The sequence below is a fragment of the Aliivibrio wodanis genome (assembly GCF_052920805.1).
The window spans coordinates 1994187-2013857 of sequence record NZ_JBREXA010000002.1 but is presented as its reverse complement, the minus strand read 5'-3'; the positions used below and the strand labels follow the sequence as shown (position 1 = coordinate 2013857).

The 19671-nt window shown below is 39.6% G+C and carries 19 protein-coding genes; 14 read left to right on the top strand and 5 right to left on the bottom strand.

What is annotated here, in order from left to right:
* Nucleotides 1-29: 29 nt before the first annotated feature.
* The 13 genes from ACU5DF_RS17150 (at nucleotide 30) to ACU5DF_RS17090 (ending at nucleotide 14388) form a co-directional block, all read left to right on the top strand.
* The gene (locus ACU5DF_RS17150) at nucleotides 30-1751 is read left to right on the top strand and encodes a type IV pilus secretin PilQ (RefSeq protein ID WP_446713648.1); all 1722 of its coding nucleotides are present in this window, start codon (nucleotides 30-32) and stop codon (nucleotides 1749-1751) included.
* A gap of 224 nt (nucleotides 1752-1975) precedes the next feature.
* A complete protein-coding gene (aroK, locus tag ACU5DF_RS17145) occupies nucleotides 1976-2494 on the top strand; it encodes a shikimate kinase AroK (RefSeq protein ID WP_045101110.1) in 519 nt (172 codons plus the stop codon).
* A 38-nt stretch (nucleotides 2495-2532) separates the two neighbouring features.
* Nucleotides 2533-3621, top strand: a complete 1089-nt coding sequence (gene aroB, locus ACU5DF_RS17140; RefSeq protein WP_446713647.1) for a 3-dehydroquinate synthase — start codon at nucleotides 2533-2535, stop codon at nucleotides 3619-3621.
* A gap of 3 nt (nucleotides 3622-3624) precedes the next feature.
* Nucleotides 3625-5184 (top strand): SPOR domain-containing protein, encoded by a 1560-nt coding sequence (locus ACU5DF_RS17135; RefSeq protein WP_446713646.1) that lies wholly within the window; start codon nucleotides 3625-3627, stop codon nucleotides 5182-5184.
* 82 nt (nucleotides 5185-5266) lie between these two features.
* The gene (gene dam, locus ACU5DF_RS17130; RefSeq protein ID WP_045101113.1) at nucleotides 5267-6097 is read left to right on the top strand and encodes an adenine-specific DNA-methyltransferase; all 831 of its coding nucleotides are present in this window, start codon (nucleotides 5267-5269) and stop codon (nucleotides 6095-6097) included.
* 148 nt (nucleotides 6098-6245) lie between these two features.
* A complete protein-coding gene (gene rpe, locus ACU5DF_RS17125; protein ID WP_446713645.1) occupies nucleotides 6246-6923 on the top strand; it encodes a ribulose-phosphate 3-epimerase in 678 nt (225 codons plus the stop codon).
* Between the two features lie 5 nt (nucleotides 6924-6928).
* Nucleotides 6929-7612, top strand: a complete 684-nt coding sequence (locus ACU5DF_RS17120) for a phosphoglycolate phosphatase (RefSeq protein ID WP_446713644.1) — start codon at nucleotides 6929-6931, stop codon at nucleotides 7610-7612.
* Nucleotides 7613-7731: 119 nt separating this feature from the next.
* A complete protein-coding gene (trpS, locus tag ACU5DF_RS17115) occupies nucleotides 7732-8748 on the top strand; it encodes a tryptophan--tRNA ligase (protein WP_060992628.1) in 1017 nt (338 codons plus the stop codon).
* Nucleotides 8749-8832: 84 nt separating this feature from the next.
* Nucleotides 8833-9411: an aminodeoxychorismate/anthranilate synthase component II gene (locus ACU5DF_RS17110; RefSeq protein ID WP_045101117.1), complete on the top strand. Its 579-nt coding sequence runs from the start codon at nucleotides 8833-8835 to the stop codon at nucleotides 9409-9411.
* 308 nt (nucleotides 9412-9719) lie between these two features.
* Nucleotides 9720-10934 (top strand): aspartate aminotransferase family protein, encoded by a 1215-nt coding sequence (locus ACU5DF_RS17105; protein ID WP_446713643.1) that lies wholly within the window; start codon nucleotides 9720-9722, stop codon nucleotides 10932-10934.
* A gap of 160 nt (nucleotides 10935-11094) precedes the next feature.
* Nucleotides 11095-12111, top strand: coding sequence for an arginine N-succinyltransferase (gene astA, locus ACU5DF_RS17100; protein ID WP_045101119.1), 1017 nt, complete (start codon nucleotides 11095-11097; stop codon nucleotides 12109-12111).
* Nucleotides 12112-12123: 12 nt separating this feature from the next.
* Nucleotides 12124-13581 carry a succinylglutamate-semialdehyde dehydrogenase gene (gene astD / locus ACU5DF_RS17095; protein ID WP_446713642.1) on the top strand — a complete coding sequence of 486 codons (1458 nt, stop codon included), beginning with the start codon at nucleotides 12124-12126 and terminating at the stop codon, nucleotides 13579-13581.
* A 12-nt stretch (nucleotides 13582-13593) separates the two neighbouring features.
* The gene (locus ACU5DF_RS17090) at nucleotides 13594-14388 is read left to right on the top strand and encodes a DUF1338 domain-containing protein (RefSeq protein WP_446713641.1); all 795 of its coding nucleotides are present in this window, start codon (nucleotides 13594-13596) and stop codon (nucleotides 14386-14388) included.
* Nucleotides 14389-14459: 71 nt separating this feature from the next.
* On the opposite strand, the gene crp is transcribed toward ACU5DF_RS17090, so the two are convergent.
* Nucleotides 14460-15092, bottom strand: coding sequence for a cAMP-activated global transcriptional regulator CRP (gene crp / locus ACU5DF_RS17085; RefSeq protein ID WP_005421074.1), 633 nt, complete (start codon nucleotides 15090-15092; stop codon nucleotides 14460-14462).
* A 245-nt stretch (nucleotides 15093-15337) separates the two neighbouring features.
* On the opposite strand from crp, the gene ACU5DF_RS17080 reads away from it, so the two are divergent.
* Nucleotides 15338-15736, top strand: coding sequence for an OsmC family protein (locus ACU5DF_RS17080; protein ID WP_446713640.1), 399 nt, complete (start codon nucleotides 15338-15340; stop codon nucleotides 15734-15736).
* 84 nt (nucleotides 15737-15820) lie between these two features.
* Here ACU5DF_RS17080 and hslU read toward each other — a convergent pair whose 3' ends face one another.
* The 4 genes from hslU to cytR form a co-directional block, all read right to left on the bottom strand.
* On the bottom strand, nucleotides 15821-17155 hold the full coding sequence (gene hslU / locus ACU5DF_RS17075; RefSeq protein WP_446713639.1) for an ATP-dependent protease ATPase subunit HslU: 1335 nt from the start codon (nucleotides 17153-17155) through the stop codon (nucleotides 15821-15823).
* Nucleotides 17156-17177: 22 nt separating this feature from the next.
* The gene (gene hslV, locus ACU5DF_RS17070) at nucleotides 17178-17702 is read right to left on the bottom strand and encodes an ATP-dependent protease subunit HslV (protein ID WP_045101124.1); all 525 of its coding nucleotides are present in this window, start codon (nucleotides 17700-17702) and stop codon (nucleotides 17178-17180) included.
* 169 nt (nucleotides 17703-17871) lie between these two features.
* Nucleotides 17872-18456, bottom strand: a complete 585-nt coding sequence (locus tag ACU5DF_RS17065; protein WP_045101125.1) for an SPOR domain-containing protein — start codon at nucleotides 18454-18456, stop codon at nucleotides 17872-17874.
* Between the two features lie 171 nt (nucleotides 18457-18627).
* Nucleotides 18628-19635 carry a DNA-binding transcriptional regulator CytR gene (cytR, locus tag ACU5DF_RS17060; protein WP_446713638.1) on the bottom strand — a complete coding sequence of 336 codons (1008 nt, stop codon included), beginning with the start codon at nucleotides 19633-19635 and terminating at the stop codon, nucleotides 18628-18630.
* Nucleotides 19636-19671: the final 36 nt, after the last annotated feature.

The following is a 19671-nucleotide window of genomic DNA, read 5'->3' as shown; positions in this document are numbered from 1 at the left end:
TTGATTTATAAAAGGTTAGGAAAAATATCATGTTGCTAGGACGCAAGAAAATTATCAATTTACTGGGTGTTCGATTATGTGCCCTTTTCATATTCAGCTTGGTGAGCTTCACAGCGTATGCTGAAGAGGTTGTGATGAACCAGGTTCTGGATATTAATTTCCAATTAAGTAAGAAAAAAGAAGGTGTCATCACAGTCGATCTTGCCTCTGCCACTGCAGCGGTTGATTTAAGAAAAGAGAATGATAAATTAATTATTGAATTACATGACACGAAAGTCAGTGATGATAAGTTAGTTATTTTAGATGTTGAAGATTTTGCAACCTTAGTATCTCGTATTGAAACGTTTAGAGAGCCTAACAGTACGATTTTATCTGTGGATATTAAAGGAGATTACCAATACGACTATTTCTTAAAAGATAGGTCGTTACAGGTGGTGGTATTTCAGCAAACCATAAAACCTGAATCTCAATTGATTAAGGCGGGTGAAGGGGAAAGTAAACCTATATCTATCAATTTTCAGGATATTCCAGTACGGCATGTACTGCAGTTAATTGCAGATTATAACGATTTTAATTTGGTCGTCGCTGATTCAGTTGAAGGTAACTTAACTTTACGTTTGGATGGTGTTCCTTGGCAGCAAGTGTTAGATATTATTTTACAAGTAAAAGGTTTAGACAAACGAGTTGAAGGAAATGTAGTACTTATTGCACCTAAATCGGAATTAGATGCACAAGAGCAACAAGTGTTAGAGCAAGCTCAAATGACATCGGAACTTGCCACTCTTTCATCAGAAATATTATCAGTCAAGTATGCAAAAGCCTCTGATATTGCAGAACTATTAGTTGGTGATGGAGAGATAACTATGCTTTCAAGCCGAGGAAGTATTACGGTTGATGAAAGAACTAACTCACTATTATTACGAGATTTACCAGAAAATATCATCGTGATTAAAGACATTATAGATACGCTTGATGTACCGATCAAACAAGTTCAAATTGAAGCTAGAATTGTAACCGTCAATGAAGGTAATTTAGATGAATTAGGCGTTCGCTGGGGTGTATCAAATACGAATGGTAGTACAACGGTTGGTGGTTCTATTGAGAGTAACTTAGCAGCCATTGGTATTTATGACGGTGGTGATGGTGGTTTACCTGTTGATGACTTTTTAAATGTAAATTTAGGGGTAACCAACCCTGCAGCATCAAGCATTGCTTTCCAAGTTGCTAATTTAGGGTCTAATTTACTTTTAGATTTGGAACTCTCAGCTTTACAGGCAGAATCAAAAGCAGAGATTATTTCTAGTCCTCGTTTGATTACAACTAATAAGAAACCAGCTTATATTGAACAAGGAACTGAGATTCCATACTTGGAAGCATCTTCTAGTGGAGCGACGTCGGTATCTTTTAAAAAAGCAGTGTTAAGCTTGATGGTAACGCCGCAAATAACACCAGATAATCAACTCGTGTTGGATTTAATTGTTACTCAAGATAGGCCCGGTGAGATAGTAAAAACAGGTACTGGTGAGGCGGTAGCTATTGATACTCAACGTATTGGAACTCAAGTACTTGTTGATAATGGTGAAACCGTAGTTTTAGGTGGTATTTATCAACATTCTATATCAAATAGTGTAGAGAAAGTGCCACTACTTGGTGATTTACCTCTGCTTGGTGCCTTATTTAGTCGCACCTCTGAAAATATAGGTAAAAAAGAATTATTAATCTTCGTTACCCCAAAAGTTGTTATACAGTAATAACATAGCGGCTAAGATTGGGTTATTTTTAGGTGAAAAGAGCTCTTAAAAAAAATTATTATGCTGAACTTTTCATCTAGCTATTGCAATCACTAGCTATTAACTGAGATAATTTTTGGTCTTATCACGAAATATCTGTGAGGAATATGGTGCCACAGAAGAATGTCTATTGAAGAGACAACTGTTGGCAATGTCGTTAATGAACTTTGCATAATTTCTAAAAAATGGCTGAAAAACGAAATATTTTCCTTGTTGGCCCAATGGGCGCCGGCAAAAGTACAATTGGTAGACACTTAGCACAGCAACTTCATATGGAGTTTCTTGATTCTGATACGGTAATTGAAGAACGCACAGGCGCTGATATCGCTTGGGTATTCGACGTAGAAGGTGAAGAAGGATTCCGTGTACGTGAAGAAGGTGTAATTAACGATTTAACTCAAGAGCAAGGCATTGTACTTGCGACGGGTGGTGGCTCTGTAATTAGTAAAGAGAGTCGCAATCGTTTATCTGCTCGCGGTGTCGTTGTATATCTTGAAACTACAATTGAGAAGCAATTAGCTCGTACACAACGAGATAAAAAACGTCCGTTGCTTCAAACTGATGAGCCTCGAGAAGTGTTAGAAGCACTAGCGAAAGAGCGTAATGCACTTTATGAAGAAGTGTCTGATTATGTTGTTCGTACTGATGATCAAAGTGCAAAAGTAGTGGCAAATCAAATCATCCAAATGCTTGAAGAGCGTTAATTCAAGTTATTTACTAAGACAGATACTGGGACCGAATCATGGAAACGATTCATGTAGATTTAGCAGAACGTAGCTATCCCATCTCTATCGGCGCCGAGTTGTTTTGCAACCCGGCGCATTTTTCATCTGTAATACCTGCCAAAAAACGTGTTGTCGTTATTAGTAATGTAACGGTTGCTCCGTTATATGCTCAACAAATTATCGATACACTAAATACGTTTGAATGCCAAGTATCACTGCTAGAATTAGACGATGGTGAGCAATACAAAAACTTAGATACCTTCAATAATATTTTGACTTTCTTACTTGAAGAAAACCACAGCCGCGATGTAACCATTGTTGCTTTAGGTGGTGGTGTCGTTGGTGATGTTGTCGGTTTTGCTTCTGCGTGTTACCAACGTGGTGTTGATTTTATTCAAATTCCAACCACTCTACTTTCGCAAGTTGATTCTTCGGTTGGTGGCAAGACAGCAATTAATCATCCACTTGGAAAAAATATGGTGGGTGCATTCTATCAACCCAAAGCCGTTATTATTGATATCAATTGCCTAAAAACCTTACCTGAGCGTGAATTCGCAGCAGGGATGGCTGAGGTGATTAAGTACGGTATTATTATTGACCGTGAATTCTTTGATTGGCTTGATGGAAACATGGATAAACTGTATGCATTGGATCACGATGCGTTGGTTTATGCTATTTCACGTTGTTGTCAAATTAAGGCTGATGTTGTAGCAAAAGATGAAAAAGAATCAGGGATGCGTGCACTCTTGAACCTAGGTCATACTTTTGGTCATGCGATTGAAGCTGAAATGGGTTACGGTAACTGGCTTCATGGTGAGGCGGTTTCTGCAGGCACTGTAATGGCAGCAGTGACAGCTCAAAAAGTAGGTTTAATTTCGCAAGATGATGTAGAGCGTATTTGTGCCCTACTAGAAAAAGCGAAATTACCTCTAAAAGCCCCGAAAGAAATGACAGTTGAGGCATTTATGAAACATATGATGCGTGACAAGAAAGTATTGTCAGGTAAATTACGCTTGGTACTGCCGACATCAATTGGTAGCTCTGAAGTAGTAACAGGTGTTTCTGAAGATGTACTTGCTGAAGTAATTGAGCAGTGTAAGGCATAAGATATGAGTATTGGTCATGATTTAACGGTATTGGAACTAGAAAGCCAAATTGATGTGTTATCACGCATTCAATTTGTATCGCGTTTTGGTTCTAACTTAATGCATATTGAAGGCGTTAAAGGTTCTGGTAAATCATGGTTGGCTCAGCGCTATCTTGAAAAGTGGTGCGATGAAGCAGATCAAGTTCTGCTCATGTGCCACTCTAGTCAAACTACTCAGCAACAACGAGGCATTATTTTAAAACAGATGGTGCGAGATCCTCTGTTTAATGAGTTTGATACCGTTGTTGATAGTGTTGGTCGGATGCTTGCGGGTGAAAAATGTAACTTAGTCTTAGTGATTGATGATGCACACCTGCTTTCTTCTGAATTACTGAGTGAACTTTGGTTACTAGTTCAAAAAGCACAATCAGCTCCTAATTGGCAGATCAATGTATTGTTGTTTGCTGAAAAGGGAAAACTTACCTTACCGCTTTCTCAAATGTCTTATGGGCAAGATAATAAGCCTGTAGATGTTGATATTGATGCGTTGAGTGAAGAAGAAGCTGCAACGTTTGCTGAACTTTTAGTTGTACGTTTTGCTGAGAGTCGAGAAGATAAGAATCGAATTCGAAATTTAGTTGATAAAAGTAACCGACTTCCTGCTGAGTTAATTGCTTTAGGTGAAAAGAAAACAGAGCGACGTATTATTATTCGCTCAGTAACTCATTCTCCTGTTGGTATCTTAGGATTAGCTTCTGTTTTATTGCTAGGAGCTGTTGGAAGTTATTTTTGGTTTAACTCATCTTCTGTTGTATCAGAGCCATCTGTTGTTGATCTTGCTTTAGAGGGGGATACTCAACTTGTGGTACCGGCCCCTGAAACTAATGATCTTGTAATTAATAATTCAGATAATCAGAGCGTAGAAGATGACAGCAGCGCGATACCTCCAGAAATTATAGAGCTTCCTGTTATTGCTGAAACACCTCTTGAAGAGGGGCAGCGAGTGGTCGTGCCTTCTGAGCTTGTAGATTCTCTAATTCATGAATCTAAGTTAGCCTCTGAATCTATAACGGACACAATTATAGAAAAGAAAGAAAGCCTAGTTAGTGACTCAGATAAAACCATAAAAGCCATTGCTAAAACAATTAATGTTGTGCCAGAGGTTAAAGTTAAACCTGAGACTAAAACAGTATCAGAAAGCAAGGATACATTAAGAAAAAAAGAACCATCAAAAAATAAAGTACTTTCAAGTATTCAAGATGAATCGCCAAAAGAAACACTTCAATTGGCAGATAAAGAGTTAAAAGCGATTTCTGAAAAACGCTATATTCTCCAATTAGCAGCATTAACAAATAGCAAAGCAGCACAAGAGTTTTTAAAGGAGCATGATATTGAAAGTTCGGCTCGTATTTATCAAACACTACGTAATGGCTCTATTTGGTATATCGTTACTTTTGGGGATTACGCTTCAATTTCATCAGCGCGTGGAGCTGTGAAAACTTTACCAAGCTCAGTTCAAAGTTTAGGTCCTTGGGCGAAATCTTTAGTACAGGTACATCGAGAGATTGATTCTGTAAAATAAGCGCTAAGATAAACAGACCCTAGTAAAAAAATAGGGTACAATCCCCCGCTTTCTGGATTAAGGTAAAAGGCGTAAAAGACGTATGAAAAAGCATCGTGCATTTCTCAAGTGGGCTGGCGGTAAATATAGCCTAGTAGAAGAAATTCAACGCCATCTTCCCGATGCTAGAAAACTGATTGAACCTTTTGTAGGTGCAGGCTCAGTATTTTTAAATACCGACTACGATCATTATCTTCTTGCCGACATCAACCCTGATTTGATAAATCTTTATAATCACCTTAAAGATGATCCAGAGCGTTTTGTTGAAGATGTACGTGTATTATTTCAGCCTGAATATAATCAAAAAGAAGTCTATTTGGATCTACGTATTGAATTTAATCAATGCACAGATACTTATCGCCGTTCTTTACTTTTCTTATACATGAATCGTCATGGTTTTAATGGGTTATGCCGTTATAACAAAAAAGGCGGTTTTAATGTTCCTTTTGGTTCATATAAAAAACCATACTTCCCAGAAAAAGAAATGTACTTTTTTGCCGAGAAAGCGAAGAAAGCGACATTTGTATGTGAAGGGTATGTAGATACGTTTAAACGAGCTCGAAAAGGGGCTGTTGTTTATTGTGATCCACCTTATGCTCCTTTATCGACAACTGCTAATTTTACTTCCTATGCAGGTAATGGTTTCTCTTTAGATGATCAAGCTGCTTTAGCGGATATTGCTGAAAAAGCCGCATTTGAGCGTGATATTCCAGTGCTTATCTCGAATCATGACACCACATTAACTCGTCGTCTTTACCATGGCGCTACGCTTAATACGATTAAAGTAAAACGTACAATAAGCAGAAATGGAGCCGGTCGTAATAAAGTAGATGAGCTTATGGCTTTGTTTCATGCGCCAGAGTGCACGGAATAATTTAAATGTTACCCTTCAAAATTCCGTTCAAAAGGTTAACAGACCCTAAGACAGGTTTGTAATTATCAGGTAGAATTGCGCCGTCGATTTAATCGATTGCGCTATATCGTTATAGCGGTATTTAAAAATTATTAACCTGAGGCTCAACATGAAAGACTTTTTGATTGCACCATCTATTCTCTCTGCTGATTTCGCACGTCTTGGTGAAGACGTTGAAAAAGTATTAGCATCAGGTGCCGACGTCGTTCACTTCGATGTAATGGATAACCACTATGTACCAAACCTAACGTTTGGCGCACCAATCTGTAAAGCACTGCGTGACTACGGCATTACAGCTCCTATCGATGTTCATTTAATGGTTAAGCCAGTAGATAGCATGGTTCCTGAGTTCGCTAAAGCAGGTGCAACGATGATCACTTTCCATGTTGAAGCATCAGAACACATTGATCGCACTCTTCAATTAATTAAAGAAAACGGCTGTCAGGCTGGTGTGGTATTAAACCCAGCAACACCATTATCTTGCCTTGATTACATTATGGATAAAGTAGATATGATCTTACTTATGTCTGTAAACCCAGGTTTTGGTGGTCAGTCATTCATTCCTCATACTCTAGATAAACTGCGTGCAGTTCGTAAACTTATCGATGAATCAGGCCGTAATATTCGTCTTGAAATCGATGGTGGTGTGAAGGTTGATAACATTCGTGAAATCGCAGAAGCGGGTGCAGATATGTTCGTTGCAGGCTCTGCTATTTTCAATCAACCAAACTACAAAGAAGTGATTGATGAAATGCGTGCTGAATTAGCAAAAGTGAAAGGTAACTAGAATTCATGTTTGAAAACATCAAACTGATCGCTTTTGATTTAGATGGAACACTACTTGATAGTGTTCCAGATTTAGCTCGCGCAGTTGACCTTGCTATGCAGGATGTAGGTTACCCAAGAGTAACGCTAGAACAAGCGTCTCATTGGATTGGTAACGGTGCTGATGTTCTTGTTTCTCGTGCACTAAGCCAAAGTGTCACAGTTCAAGAAGGACTTGCCCCTGAATTGATTAAACAGGCTCGTGCTCGTTTAGATCATCACTACCATGATGGTGGACATGAGTTAAGTCACTTATATCCAAAGGTAAAAGAGACACTAGAAGCCCTTCATCAACAAGGGTATACCTTAGCTCTTGTTACTAATAAACCCGCTCAATTTGTTCCAGAATTGCTTGAACAGCATCAATTGGCTCACCTTTTTGTTGATGTCATTGGTGGTGATACGTTTGTTGAGAAAAAGCCGAACCCATTTGCACTGAATTGGTTGCTAGATAAACATCAAATTAAGCCATCAGAAATGCTCATGGTTGGAGACTCAAAAAATGATATTCAAGCAGCAAAAGCAGCGGGATGTCATAGTTTTGGCCTAACTTATGGTTACAACCATGGCGAACCTATCGCAGACAGTAAGCCAGATGTAGTAAGTGATGAATTTAATCATTTATTAGCCGTGATGAGTGTGGCAAGATAGTATTCATTGATAAGTACAGCTAAATATAATTTTTGGCCTTATCAAAAAAAACAGAATAACCATTAAATGATCCCATAGTGGATCATTTAATTTTTACAGTTAAACAAGGAATCATAACCATGAGCAAGCCCATCGTATTAAGTGGTGTTCAACCATCAGGTGAACTAAGTATCGGTAACTACTTGGGTGCTCTACGTCAATGGCAACAGATGCAAGACGATTATGATTGTCAGTACTGTGTAGTAGACCTTCACGCAATTACAGTTCGCCAAGATCCTAAAGCGCTGCATGAAGCAACTCTCGATGCACTGGCAATTTGTCTAGCGGTTGGTGTTGATCCAAAGAAGAGCACGCTATTTGTTCAGTCGCACGTACCAGAGCATGCTCAACTTGGTTGGCTTCTTAACTGTTACACTCAAATGGGTGAATTGAATCGTATGACTCAATTCAAAGATAAATCAAAGCGTTATGCAAATGACATTAACGTAGGTTTGTTTGATTACCCAGTATTAATGGCGGCAGATATTCTACTTTATGGCGCACATCAAGTACCTGTAGGTAGTGATCAAAAGCAACATTTAGAATTAGCGCGTGATATTGCCAACCGTTTTAACAATATCTACAGTCCTGAAGCGCCATTATTTACCGTGCCAGAACCGTACATTCCACAAGTGAATGCGCGTGTAATGAGCCTGCAAGATGCGACGAAGAAAATGTCTAAATCAGATGATAACCGCAAGAACGTTATTACGCTGCTAGAAGATCCTAAGTCGATTCTTAAGAAGATTAATAAAGCACAAACAGATGCAGAAATGCCACCGCGTATTGCTCATGATTGGGAAAATAAAGCGGGTATTTCAAACCTTATGGGTCTGTACTCTGCGGCATCAGGTAAAACGTTTGAAGAGATCGAAGCTCAATACCAAGGTGTTGAAATGTACGGTCCATTCAAGAAAGACGTAGGTGAAGCGATTGTTACCATGCTTGAGCCGATTCAATCTGAGTACAAGCGCATTCGTGAAGATCGTGCCTACATGGATTCAGTAATGAAAGCGGGTGCAGAGAAAGCATCAGAGCGCGCTGCAGTAACGTTGAAAAAAGCGTTTGAAGCCGTTGGTTTTGTTACTCGCCCATAGTCTTTAGCTCTGATAAAATAGATTGCTCGTAGGGTTTCCTTACGGGCAATTTTTATTTCTTATTCATCTTCCTAAGTAGTTTTTATGCTGTTAATGATCGATAATTATGATTCGTTTACCTATAACTTATATCAGTATTTCTGTGAGTTAGGTGCTGAGGTAAAAGTTGTACGTAATGATGAAATTGACATTGCAGGCATTGAGGCTCTTAATCCATCCCATTTAGTGATTTCTCCGGGTCCTTGTACGCCAAATGAAGCAGGTATTTCTTTACAAGCCATTGAATATTTCGCAGGGAAATTACCAATCCTGGGTGTGTGTTTAGGTCATCAAGCTATTGCTCAAGTATTTGGTGGTGATGTCGTGCGTGCTAAAAAAGTAATGCATGGTAAAACCTCACCAATTATTCATACCAATCAGAGTGTATTTAAAGACTTGAATAACCCCCTTACTGTCACTCGATACCATTCCCTTATTGTTAAAGCTGAAACTCTGCCTAGTTGCTTTGAAGTGACTGCATGGACAGAAACTGAAGCGGGAACCATGAGTGAGATTATGGGGTTCTGTCATAAAACCTTACCAATCGAAGCGGTACAATTTCACCCTGAGTCAATAATGACTGAGCAAGGTCATGATATTTTGGCTAACTTTATTAATAAATAATTAATAACCTCGACTACATCCAGAGCGATCCAGTTCACTCTTCTCACTTTTTCTTTTTCCTTTTTTAACTCTTATTTATTTGATGATTTATGCATAAGAGTAATGCCTTCTATTCTTATAAATTCGTTTACTTATCTACCTACCTGCTATAGCGTGGAATTATAACTATTCTAAAAAACTGACTGATAAGTCATGTTTGGCTATAAAAAGGAACTTTTTTAGTTCAAAAAAAGAATTTTGTGCTATTGAAAAGGTTAATGGTTTGTAAATATTATGCTGAAAAACGGCATACGCAGAAGGAAAGTGTGATGACGACCAATTCACAAGTCGAACGTAAAGATTTTAATGATGTAATGGTACCTTGTTATAACCCGATGGAAATTATTCCAGTCAAAGGTGAAGGTGCTCGTATATGGGATCAAGCAGGAAAAGAGTACATTGATTTTGCTGGCGGCATTGCCGTAAGTTGTTTGGGTCATTGTCACCCTGTGATGGTTAACGCGTTGCAAGAGCAGTCACAGAAGCTGTGGCATCTTAGTAATGTGATGACCAATGAACCAGCTATTCGTTTAGCGAAAAAATTAACTGAAGTGTCATTTGCTGAGAAAGTATTTTTTGCCAACTCTGGTGCAGAAGCGAATGAAGCAGCATTGAAGTTAGCTCGACGCTGGGCAGTTGATGTTCATGGTGCAGAGAAAAGTGAAATCATTGCCTTTAAACAAGGCTTTCACGGTCGAACTTTCTTTACGGTAACGGTTGGTGGTCAAGCGGCTTATTCTGATGGTTTTGGTCCTAAGCCGGGTGATGTTACTCATCTTGAATATAACAATCTTGCAGAGCTTGAAGCACACATGTCAGAAAAAACCTGTGCGATCATGATGGAGCCATTGCAAGGTGAAGGTGGACTGATTTCACCTACATCAGAATTTGTAGAAGGTGTAAGAGCGCTGTGTGATAAATACAACGCGCTACTTATTTTTGATGAAGTACAAACAGGTAATGGCCGTACTGGTGACTTTTATGCTTATCAAGGTTTAGGTGTTACACCTGATATTTTAAGTACAGCAAAATCATTAGGTGGCGGTTTCCCAATTGGTGCCATGCTAACCACGACAGAGCTTGCTCAGCACTTAAAAGTGGGTACTCATGGCTCTACTTATGGTGGAAATCCATTAGCGTGTGCAGTAGCTGAAGCTGTGATTGAAGAAGTATCAAAACCAGAAACGTTGGCTGGCGTAAAAGAGCGCGAGCAATGGTTCCGTGATGGACTCGAAGCACTTAATGCAAAATACGATATGTTTGCTGAAATCCGTGGTAAAGGTTTATTACTGGGTGCTGCATTAAATGAGGAATGGCAAGGACGTGCACGTGATGTACTTGTTGCAGCTGGAGAACAAGGATTAATGGTCTTGGTCGCAGGTGTCAATGTGGTTCGCTTTACTCCATCATTAGTTATTACAAAAGAAGAAGTTGAGTTAGGTTTTGAGCGTTTAGACAAGGCTCTCTCTTCTTTAAAAAAATAGATTTATATAGGAACTTTGGCAGCTCAGGGGTTTGAGTTGCCTTCTTTTTATTTATATAAATAAATTTACATTCTAAAGTGTTCACTCCAATAGATAGCCTTGAAGTTATATCTATTGGACTTAGCACAGCCAATGAAACATCGCATCGGAGGGAATATTGATGCTTGTTATTCGTCCTATCACTCAGGAAGATTATCCTGCGCTTCATCAATGTGCCGTAGAATCAGGTCATGGTTTTACTTCATTACCAGTTAACGAAGAGCAATTACGAAATAGAATTGACCACTCCATAGATAGCTTTGAAAAAGAAGTTCAATCGCCAGGTACAGAAGGCTACCTTATGGTGGGAGAAGACTCTGTAACGGGTGAAGTAACAGGTACAACAGGGATAGAAGCGGCGGTTGGCTTAGATTCTCCTTTCTATAATTATCACATCAGTAAAGTTGTGCATTTTTCTCGTAAATTGGATGTACATAATGTAGTTAAAGTTCTTACGTTTGGGAGTAATTACACTGGCAGTACTGAGATCTGTACGCTTTTCTTACGCCCTGAATTTAGAGAAGGCCTTAATGGTCGCTTGATGTCGAAAGCTCGATTTTTAATGATGGCAGAACACCCACATCGATTCTCTGACACAATTTTTGCTGAAATGCGCGGTGTCTCGGATGAAGAAGGTGAATCCCCATTTTGGAAATGGCTACAGAAACACTTTTTCTCTATCGATTTTACCGAAGCAGATTATTTAACAGGTATTGGTTACAAAGGCTTTATTGCCGACTTAATGCCGAAACTACCAATTTATGTCAGCTTACTAAGTAAGGAAGCGCAAGCAGTTATCGGTAAGGTACATGATAAGACCAAACCTGCGCTAAGACTATTAGAAACGGAAGGCTTTCGTTGCCGTGGTTACGTTGATATTTTTGATGCTGGCCCAACTGTCGAGTGTGATTTACGTAGCATTGAATCGGTGCGAAATTCATTTAAAGCAAAAGTAATTATTACGGAACATAACAGCTCGCAACAGTATTTAATCTCAAATACATCGTTTGAGAATTTCAGAGCAACAGCAACTACTGCCGCTTATGACAAGGCGACTGATACCGTTCATTTAACTCAAGAAGCAGCAACGGCTTTACAAGTTAATGTAGATGATTACGTACGATTATTAGCTCAATAGAGGACAAAGGATATGACACATTGGATTGCAGGGGATTGGGTTTCAGGTAATGGTGAAACGATACAATCAGTAAGCCCGTACAACAGTGAAGTGGTGTGGGAAGGTGATAGCGCAACCAAAGAGCAGGTTGAGTCAGCCGTTAGTGCGGCACGTCATGCCTTTATTGAGTGGAAAAAACAGCCTTTTGAAGCGCGCCAAGTGATTATTGAGCGTTTTGCCGAATTAGTAAAAGAGAATGCAGATCAGATAGCTGAAGTGATTGCGAAAGAAACCGGTAAGCCATTTTGGGAAACAAAAACTGAAGCAGGTGCGATGGTAGGTAAGATCGCAATTTCTATTCGTGCTTATCATGAAAGAACGCCTTATAAAGAGCGTGAAGCGGCGGGAAATAAAATAGTACTAAGACATCGTCCATTAGGTGTAATGGCTGTTTTTGGCCCGTACAACTTCCCTGGGCACCTTCCTAATGGTCATATTGTTCCAGCACTGCTTGCCGGTAACACTGTAGTGCTAAAACCATCAGAGCAGACGCCATGGACCAGTGAAGTGATTATGAAACTATGGCAACAAGCAGGTTTGCCAAATGGTGTGATTAATCTAGTACAAGGTGCTCGTGCAACAGGTGAAGCGCTAGCGGGAGCTAAAGGTATTGATGGCCTGTTATTTACCGGTAGTGCGAATACTGGACATATCTTACATCGCCAATTTTCAGGAGACACAGGGAAAATGCTGGCTCTAGAAATGGGCGGTAATAATCCGATGGTTATTTCAAAAGATTTTGGTGATCAAGAAGCGGCAGTTTACACCATTATTCAATCGGCATTTATTAGTGCAGGTCAACGTTGTACGTGTGCTCGTCGCTTGTATGTTCCTATTGGAAAAGCAGGCGATGAATTGTTAGCTCGCCTTGTTGAAGTAGCAAAAAGCATCGTTGTTGACCAACCGTTTGCTGATAATACTCCGTTTATGGGCTCGCAAATATCAGTCGCAGCGGCAGAATTTATTCTAAACGCTCAGAAGAATTTACAAGACTTGGGTGGAGAGCCTTTGCTTGAAGCTAAAAGTTTAGGTCATGCCTTTGTTTCTCCAGGTATTATCGATGCCACTAATGTTGCTGAATTACCGGATGAAGAATACTTTGGGCCATTATTACAAGTGGTGCGTTATGAGACATTAGAAGAAGCCGTAGAGCTTGCTAATGATACTCGTTATGGATTATCGGCAGGTCTTGTTTCAACTGATGACAGTGAGTGGGAATATTTTGTAGAGCATATTCGTGCTGGTATTGTAAATCGTAACCGTCAACTGACTGGAGCAAGTGGTGACGCGCCATTTGGTGGTCCTGGTGCATCAGGAAACATGAAACCAAGTGCGTATTACGCTGCTGATTATTGTGCATACCCAATGGCATCAATGGAAGGCGATATGTGTGAAATTCCAGCTCAACTCTCTCCGGGTTTAACTCTATAAGAGGCGATAAACATGAATAATGTAAACTCTTTATTTTCGTCATTGTGGCAAGATTATATTGCGCGCTTATCCCCATCTGCTGGGAAGGTACATCAATTATTGTCTAATAACGATGAACTGATTAACGATCATATTGCGCTACGTACGTTTAATTTACCTAAAGTCGGGCTACAGACTCTCGCTGCGCCATTTTTAGCAATAGGCTATAAAGCGTGTGAGACTTATGACTTTGAAGCTAAAAAACTGAAAGCGCAGCATTTTGAGCACCCAGATCCTAATGCACCACTCGTTTTTATTAGTGAATTATTAGTAGAAGAGTTATCAGCTGAAACACAGGACATTATTCATGGTTTGGTTGAACAGGTGCCAGCACACTATTTTGCCACCAGTGATTTTCTTTCTTCTGGTAGGCCTTGGACATTAAGTTTCGAAGACTATCAAGTATTAGCAAAAGAAAGTGAATACGCTTCTTGGTTAGCGGCTCATGGTTATGGCGCTAATCACTTTACGGTTTACGTCAATCAGCTTGAAGAGTTTGCTGAAGTGGTTGATGTGAACCAACACTTACGTGATGCAGGTTTTGCAATGAACGAAGTGGGTGGTGAAGTGAAAGGATCTCCAGAGGTTTACTTAGAACAGTCATCAACAATGGCGGATAAAGTGAAAGTGAATTTTACTGAGGGTGAGTTTGAAATTCCTGGTGGATTTTATGAGTTTGCTAAGCGATATACGTTACCAAATGGGAAAATATATACGGGATTTGTTGCTGCCTCTGCTGACAAGATTTTTGAAAGTACAAATAGTTAGGCTTTGAGTTTTGAGCATAAAAAAACGCAGCTCAAGGGCTGCGTTTTTATTTGTTTAAGGTAAGCGTTAAATTAACGAGTACCGTAAACTACAATTGTTTTACCGTGTGCAGAGATCAAGTTTTGCTCTTCAAGCATCTTCAAGATACGGCCAACAGTTTCACGTGAACAACCTACAATTTGACCGATCTCTTGACGAGTGATCTTAATTTGCATGCCATCTGGGTGAGTCATCGCATCAGGTTGTTTAGCAAGGTTTAGTAGCGTTTGTGCGATACGGCCAGTAACGTCTAAGAATGCTAAATCACCTACCTTTTGGCTAGTGATTTGTAGACGAGTTGCCATTTGCGCTGAAAGACGCATCAAGATATCTGGATTAACCTGGATAAGTTGACGGAATTTCTTGAATGAAATTTCAGCTACTTCACAAGGGCTTTTTGCACGAACCCATGCTGAACGTTCTTGACCTTCTTCAAACAAGCCAAGCTCACCAATGAAGTCACCTTGGTTAAGGTAAGAAAGGATCATCTCCTTTCCTTCTTCATCTTTAATCAGTACAGCAACAGAACCTTTTACGATGTAGTAAAGCGTTTCTGCTTTTTCACCAGCGTGGATAAGTGTGCTTTTTGAAGGATATTTATGGATATGACAGTGAGACAAAAACCATTCTAATGTTGGATCTGTCTGAGGTTTACCTAGAACCATACTTTATACTTCCTCTGCGTTTGCCAAGTAGGCGATATCCATTTTAAAATAACTGAGCCAAATATCAGTTTGGCCTATACAATATGGTTATCGGAACAAGGCTGCATGTTTGTTGAGATAATTGATAAAATCATACCTTGTTTCGCAATCGATTTCTTGACTTTGATCGTATGAAATGTGCGACAAAGGGCACACTTTCGTGAAATGGATCACGAGTTTTCCTTTTATGTAGTAAAGAGGCTTTTATGAACGCTGAAGTTAAATGGATTGAGGGATTTACTTTCTTAGGTCAATCTCAATCGGGCCATTCTGTTGTTATGGATGGAAATGGCGGAGAAAAAGCACCAAGCCCAATGGAAATGCTTTTAATGGCTGCTGGAGGTTGCAGTTCGGTTGATGTTGTTGCAGGGTTAAAATCAGAAAATCAAGCTGTCACTGGTTGTGTAGCAAAACTGTCAAGCGGGCGCCGTGAGGTTGCCCCAAAGCTGTTTACTTATATTAATATTCATTTTGAAGTAAGTGGTGAGAGCCTTGACCCTAAGATTGTTGAGCAAGTAACAGCAGATTCATTACAGAAATATTGTTCAGTATGTTTGATGCTAGGTGAAGGCATTGAAATGACTCATTCTTGGGATATTGTTTAGTTGTTAGCTTCGTTAATATCAAAAAGCCTCACACATTTATTATGAGTGAGGCTTATTTTATTTTTACTGTTTGTTTATCAAAAATTACAGAATAAAGCGGCTTAGATCTTCATTTGTAATTAATTCACCTAAGCGAGATGTTACATAAGCAGCATCAACGATTAAGCTTTCGCCATTCTTTTCTGATGCATCATAAGAAATCTCTTCCATTAGACGCTCCATCACAGTATGCAGACGACGAGCACCAATGTTTTCTGTGCTTTCATTTACTTTAAATGCTGACTCAGCAATGCTATCAATCCCATCAACAGTAAATTCAATATTTACATTTTCTGTTGCGAGTAAGGCAATGTATTGTTCAGTTAATGATGCATTTGGTTCAGTTAAGATACGTTTGAAGTCATTGGCAGTTAGGGCCTCAAGTTCAACTCGGATCGGTAAACGACCTTGTAGCTCAGGGATCAAATCAGATGGTTTTGCCATTTGGAAAGCGCCTGATGTGATAAATAGCATATGGTCTGTTTTAACCATTCCGTGTTTAGTACTCACTGTACTGCCTTCCACTAATGGAAGTAGGTCACGCTGTACGCCCTCACGAGAAACATCACCTGATTGTGAATTTGAACCTTTACAGATCTTATCAATTTCATCAATGAAAACAATGCCGTGGTTTTCAACATTAAAGATAGCTTGCTCTTTAAGTTCTTCTGGGTTGACTAGTTTAGCGCCTTCTTCTTCAGTTAGAGCTTTAAGCGCATCTTTAATTTTCATTTTACGCTTTTTAGTCGTTTCACCACCAGATAGATTTTGGAACATGCCTTGAAGTTGGTTTGTCATCTCTTCCATGCCAGGAGGAGCCATGATCTCAACACCAACTTGAGGTGCAGCTACATCTACTTCAATTTCTTTATCATCTAGTTTTCCTTCACGTAATTTTTTACGGAAAGATTGGCGAGTACCAGAATCATTATCACTTTCTTCATTCTTACCCCATGCATCACGAGCTGGAGGTAATAAAATATCTAAAACACGGTCTTCAGCTTGTTCTTCAGCGCGGAATTTTACTTTTTCTACCGCTTGTTGGTGCGTCATTTTGATCGCAACATCAGTCAAATCACGAATTATGCTTTCAACTTCTTTACCAACATAGCCCACTTCTGTGAACTTAGTTGCCTCTACTTTAATGAAAGGTGCGTTAGCCAGTTTTGCTAAACGGCGAGCGATTTCTGTTTTACCAACACCTGTTGGACCGATCATTAAAATATTTTTTGGGGTAACTTCTGCGCGCAACTCAGCATCGAGCTGCATACGACGCCAGCGGTTACGTAGTGCGATTGCCACTGAGCGTTTTGCTTTATCTTGACCAATAATATGGCTATCTAGTTCGTGTACAATTTCACGAGGGGTCATCTCAGACATGGGTATTCCTTATTATTTGTCGTTAAACGTTCAGTTCTTCAACGGTATGGTTATGGTTAGTGTAGACGTCAATATCGCCAGCAATAGTAAGAGCTTTTGTAGCAATATCACGTGCATCTAAATCGGTATTTTCTAGTAATGCTGTCGCTGCAGAGCGAGCAAAGTAACCACCAGAACCGATAGTTAATAGATCATTATCGGCATTAATTAAATCACCAGTACCACTAATGATTAGAGATGTCGTTTTGTCTGCCACAATAAGCATTGCTTCAAGACGACGAAGAGCACGATCACTACGCCACTCTTTTGCTAATTCAACTGCAGCTTTAGTTAAATTGCCTTGATGCATTTCCAGTTTACGTTCACATAGGTCGAACAGAATAAAGGCATCGGCTGTGCTGCCAGCGAAACCAACAAGAACTGAATCATTATATAATCGACGTACTTTCTTTACGTTGCCCTTTGCGATCATATCGCCTTGAGATGCTTGGCCATCGCCAGCCACCACTACTTTGCCTTCACGGCGTACAGAAACAATTGTAGTCACGAGTAAAACCTCTTATTCGATGAGATAACGTAGAAACGATTACTTTCATCTTTCATGATTATTACTACTGTAATGGGGGGAGGGTTCTTGATTTTCAAGACGCCTAGGTAGAAAAAAGGAGCACGTGATGTGCTCCTTTAGAAATCTGTGGGCTAGTATTGATTTTTATTTATTGGTCTTTCCAAATAGCGCAAGGTTCAATTTTAGCACGCTGTAATTTATGGCGATCTTTTTCTGCATCACGTTTAAATTTATATGGCCCAAGAACCACTTTATACCAACTGCTGCCTTGAGCATGTCGAACGGTAGAAGTTATCCCTTGAAAGGCAATATTCATTTTTCTTTCTTCAGCTTGGGAGCGTGTTTTATAAGCACCACATTGCATAATGTAAGGTATCTTTGATACTTTAAGCTCTTTTTGTTCGACAGCAATTTCTTTATTTGGTAAATCATCCATGTATGTCCATTGCTCTTCTGGCAATGGTGGGATCTCTTTTGCTGGCGTTTTTTGTTTTGCTTTAACTGGCGTAATGTCTACGGCAGGTTCAGAGTTTGTATCCGCTTTTTGAACGGGAGCATCATTTAAGAAGTAGAGAGCATAACCAAACACTGAAACTAATAAACCAGCGACAGCGACAGCCTTCCAAGGCGTTGAAGCGCTGGAAGAAGGCTGCTTAATGCTCTTTTTCTTAGCGGTGCTTTTTGTTGGTTTCTTAGGAGAACGTCCGCGTTTTACATAATCTTTATTGGCCACAGTCTTTACTTAAATACAGGGTTACAGAGTACTGATCATGGTAATCAGTTGTGTGAGCTCATACCAGTATTTATGTAAAAAAGTACGCAAAAAGTCACTATTTAGATAAAAACATTGAATCAATCAATGGCAGTAGACTATCCATTTCTTTATTTTATAAAAATTGTGCTTTTATTTATTTTTAGGCGGTGCAGTACTTTCTCTGATTATTAGTGATGATTCCAATAAACGAGAGCCTGATCGAACATCATGGCCTTTTAATAATTCGAGCAACATCAACATAGATTGACGACCTATTTCATAACGAGGTTGTGAGATTGTCGTTAATCCAGGATCACTGTAGCTTGAGAAATCGATATCATCGAATCCCATAATTGAAATATCTTGAGGGACTCTAAATCCCATCTGTTTTGCTTTTTGAATTGCGCCAATCGCCATTACGTCATTATGACAAAAAACAGCGGTAGGGGGAGAAGAGAGTGAGAGTAATTCACTAATGGCTTTAGCGCCTGCTTCAAAAGTAAAGTTGCCGTATTTGACATATGATGACTTCATTGTTGTGCCAGCACGACGTAGTGCTTGCTGATAACCTTGATGTCTAAATTTGCAAAGTACTGATTCTTCAGGGCCTGAAAGTTCAGCAATTTGTTTATGACCTAATTTAGTTAAGTAATTAACGGCTTCATAAGCGGCAGTTAGGTTATCAATATGGACGGTTGGAAGCTCTAGCTCAGGGGCATATTCACAAGCCATGACTAGAGGCGGTAAGTTTTTTTGTTCTTGGCGGCTAACATTAAAAGGAAGGTCTGAGCCCAGTAGTACCATCCCGTCTACTTGCTTGGTATAAATGAGGTTTGCAAAAGATTGCTCACGTTTCTTTTGTTGACTACTGTCACCGACTAAAACTATATAGCCATTCTCTACGGCGGTGTCTTCGATACCACGTAAAATATCACTAAAGTAAGGATCGCAAATATCAGGAACAATCGTCACTATTGTTTTGGATTCGTTGCGACGTAGAGTCCGTGTTAATGTGCTTGGAGAATACCCTGTTTCTAATACCGCATTTTCTACACGTTGACGGGTTGATAATGACACTTTTTCTGGTGCCATTAATGCTCGCGATACCGTAGCAGTTGATACTCCCGCCGATAAAGCAACATCCTTCATTGTCGCCATAATAACTATCTCCAATTATTCATATCTAAGTAAACG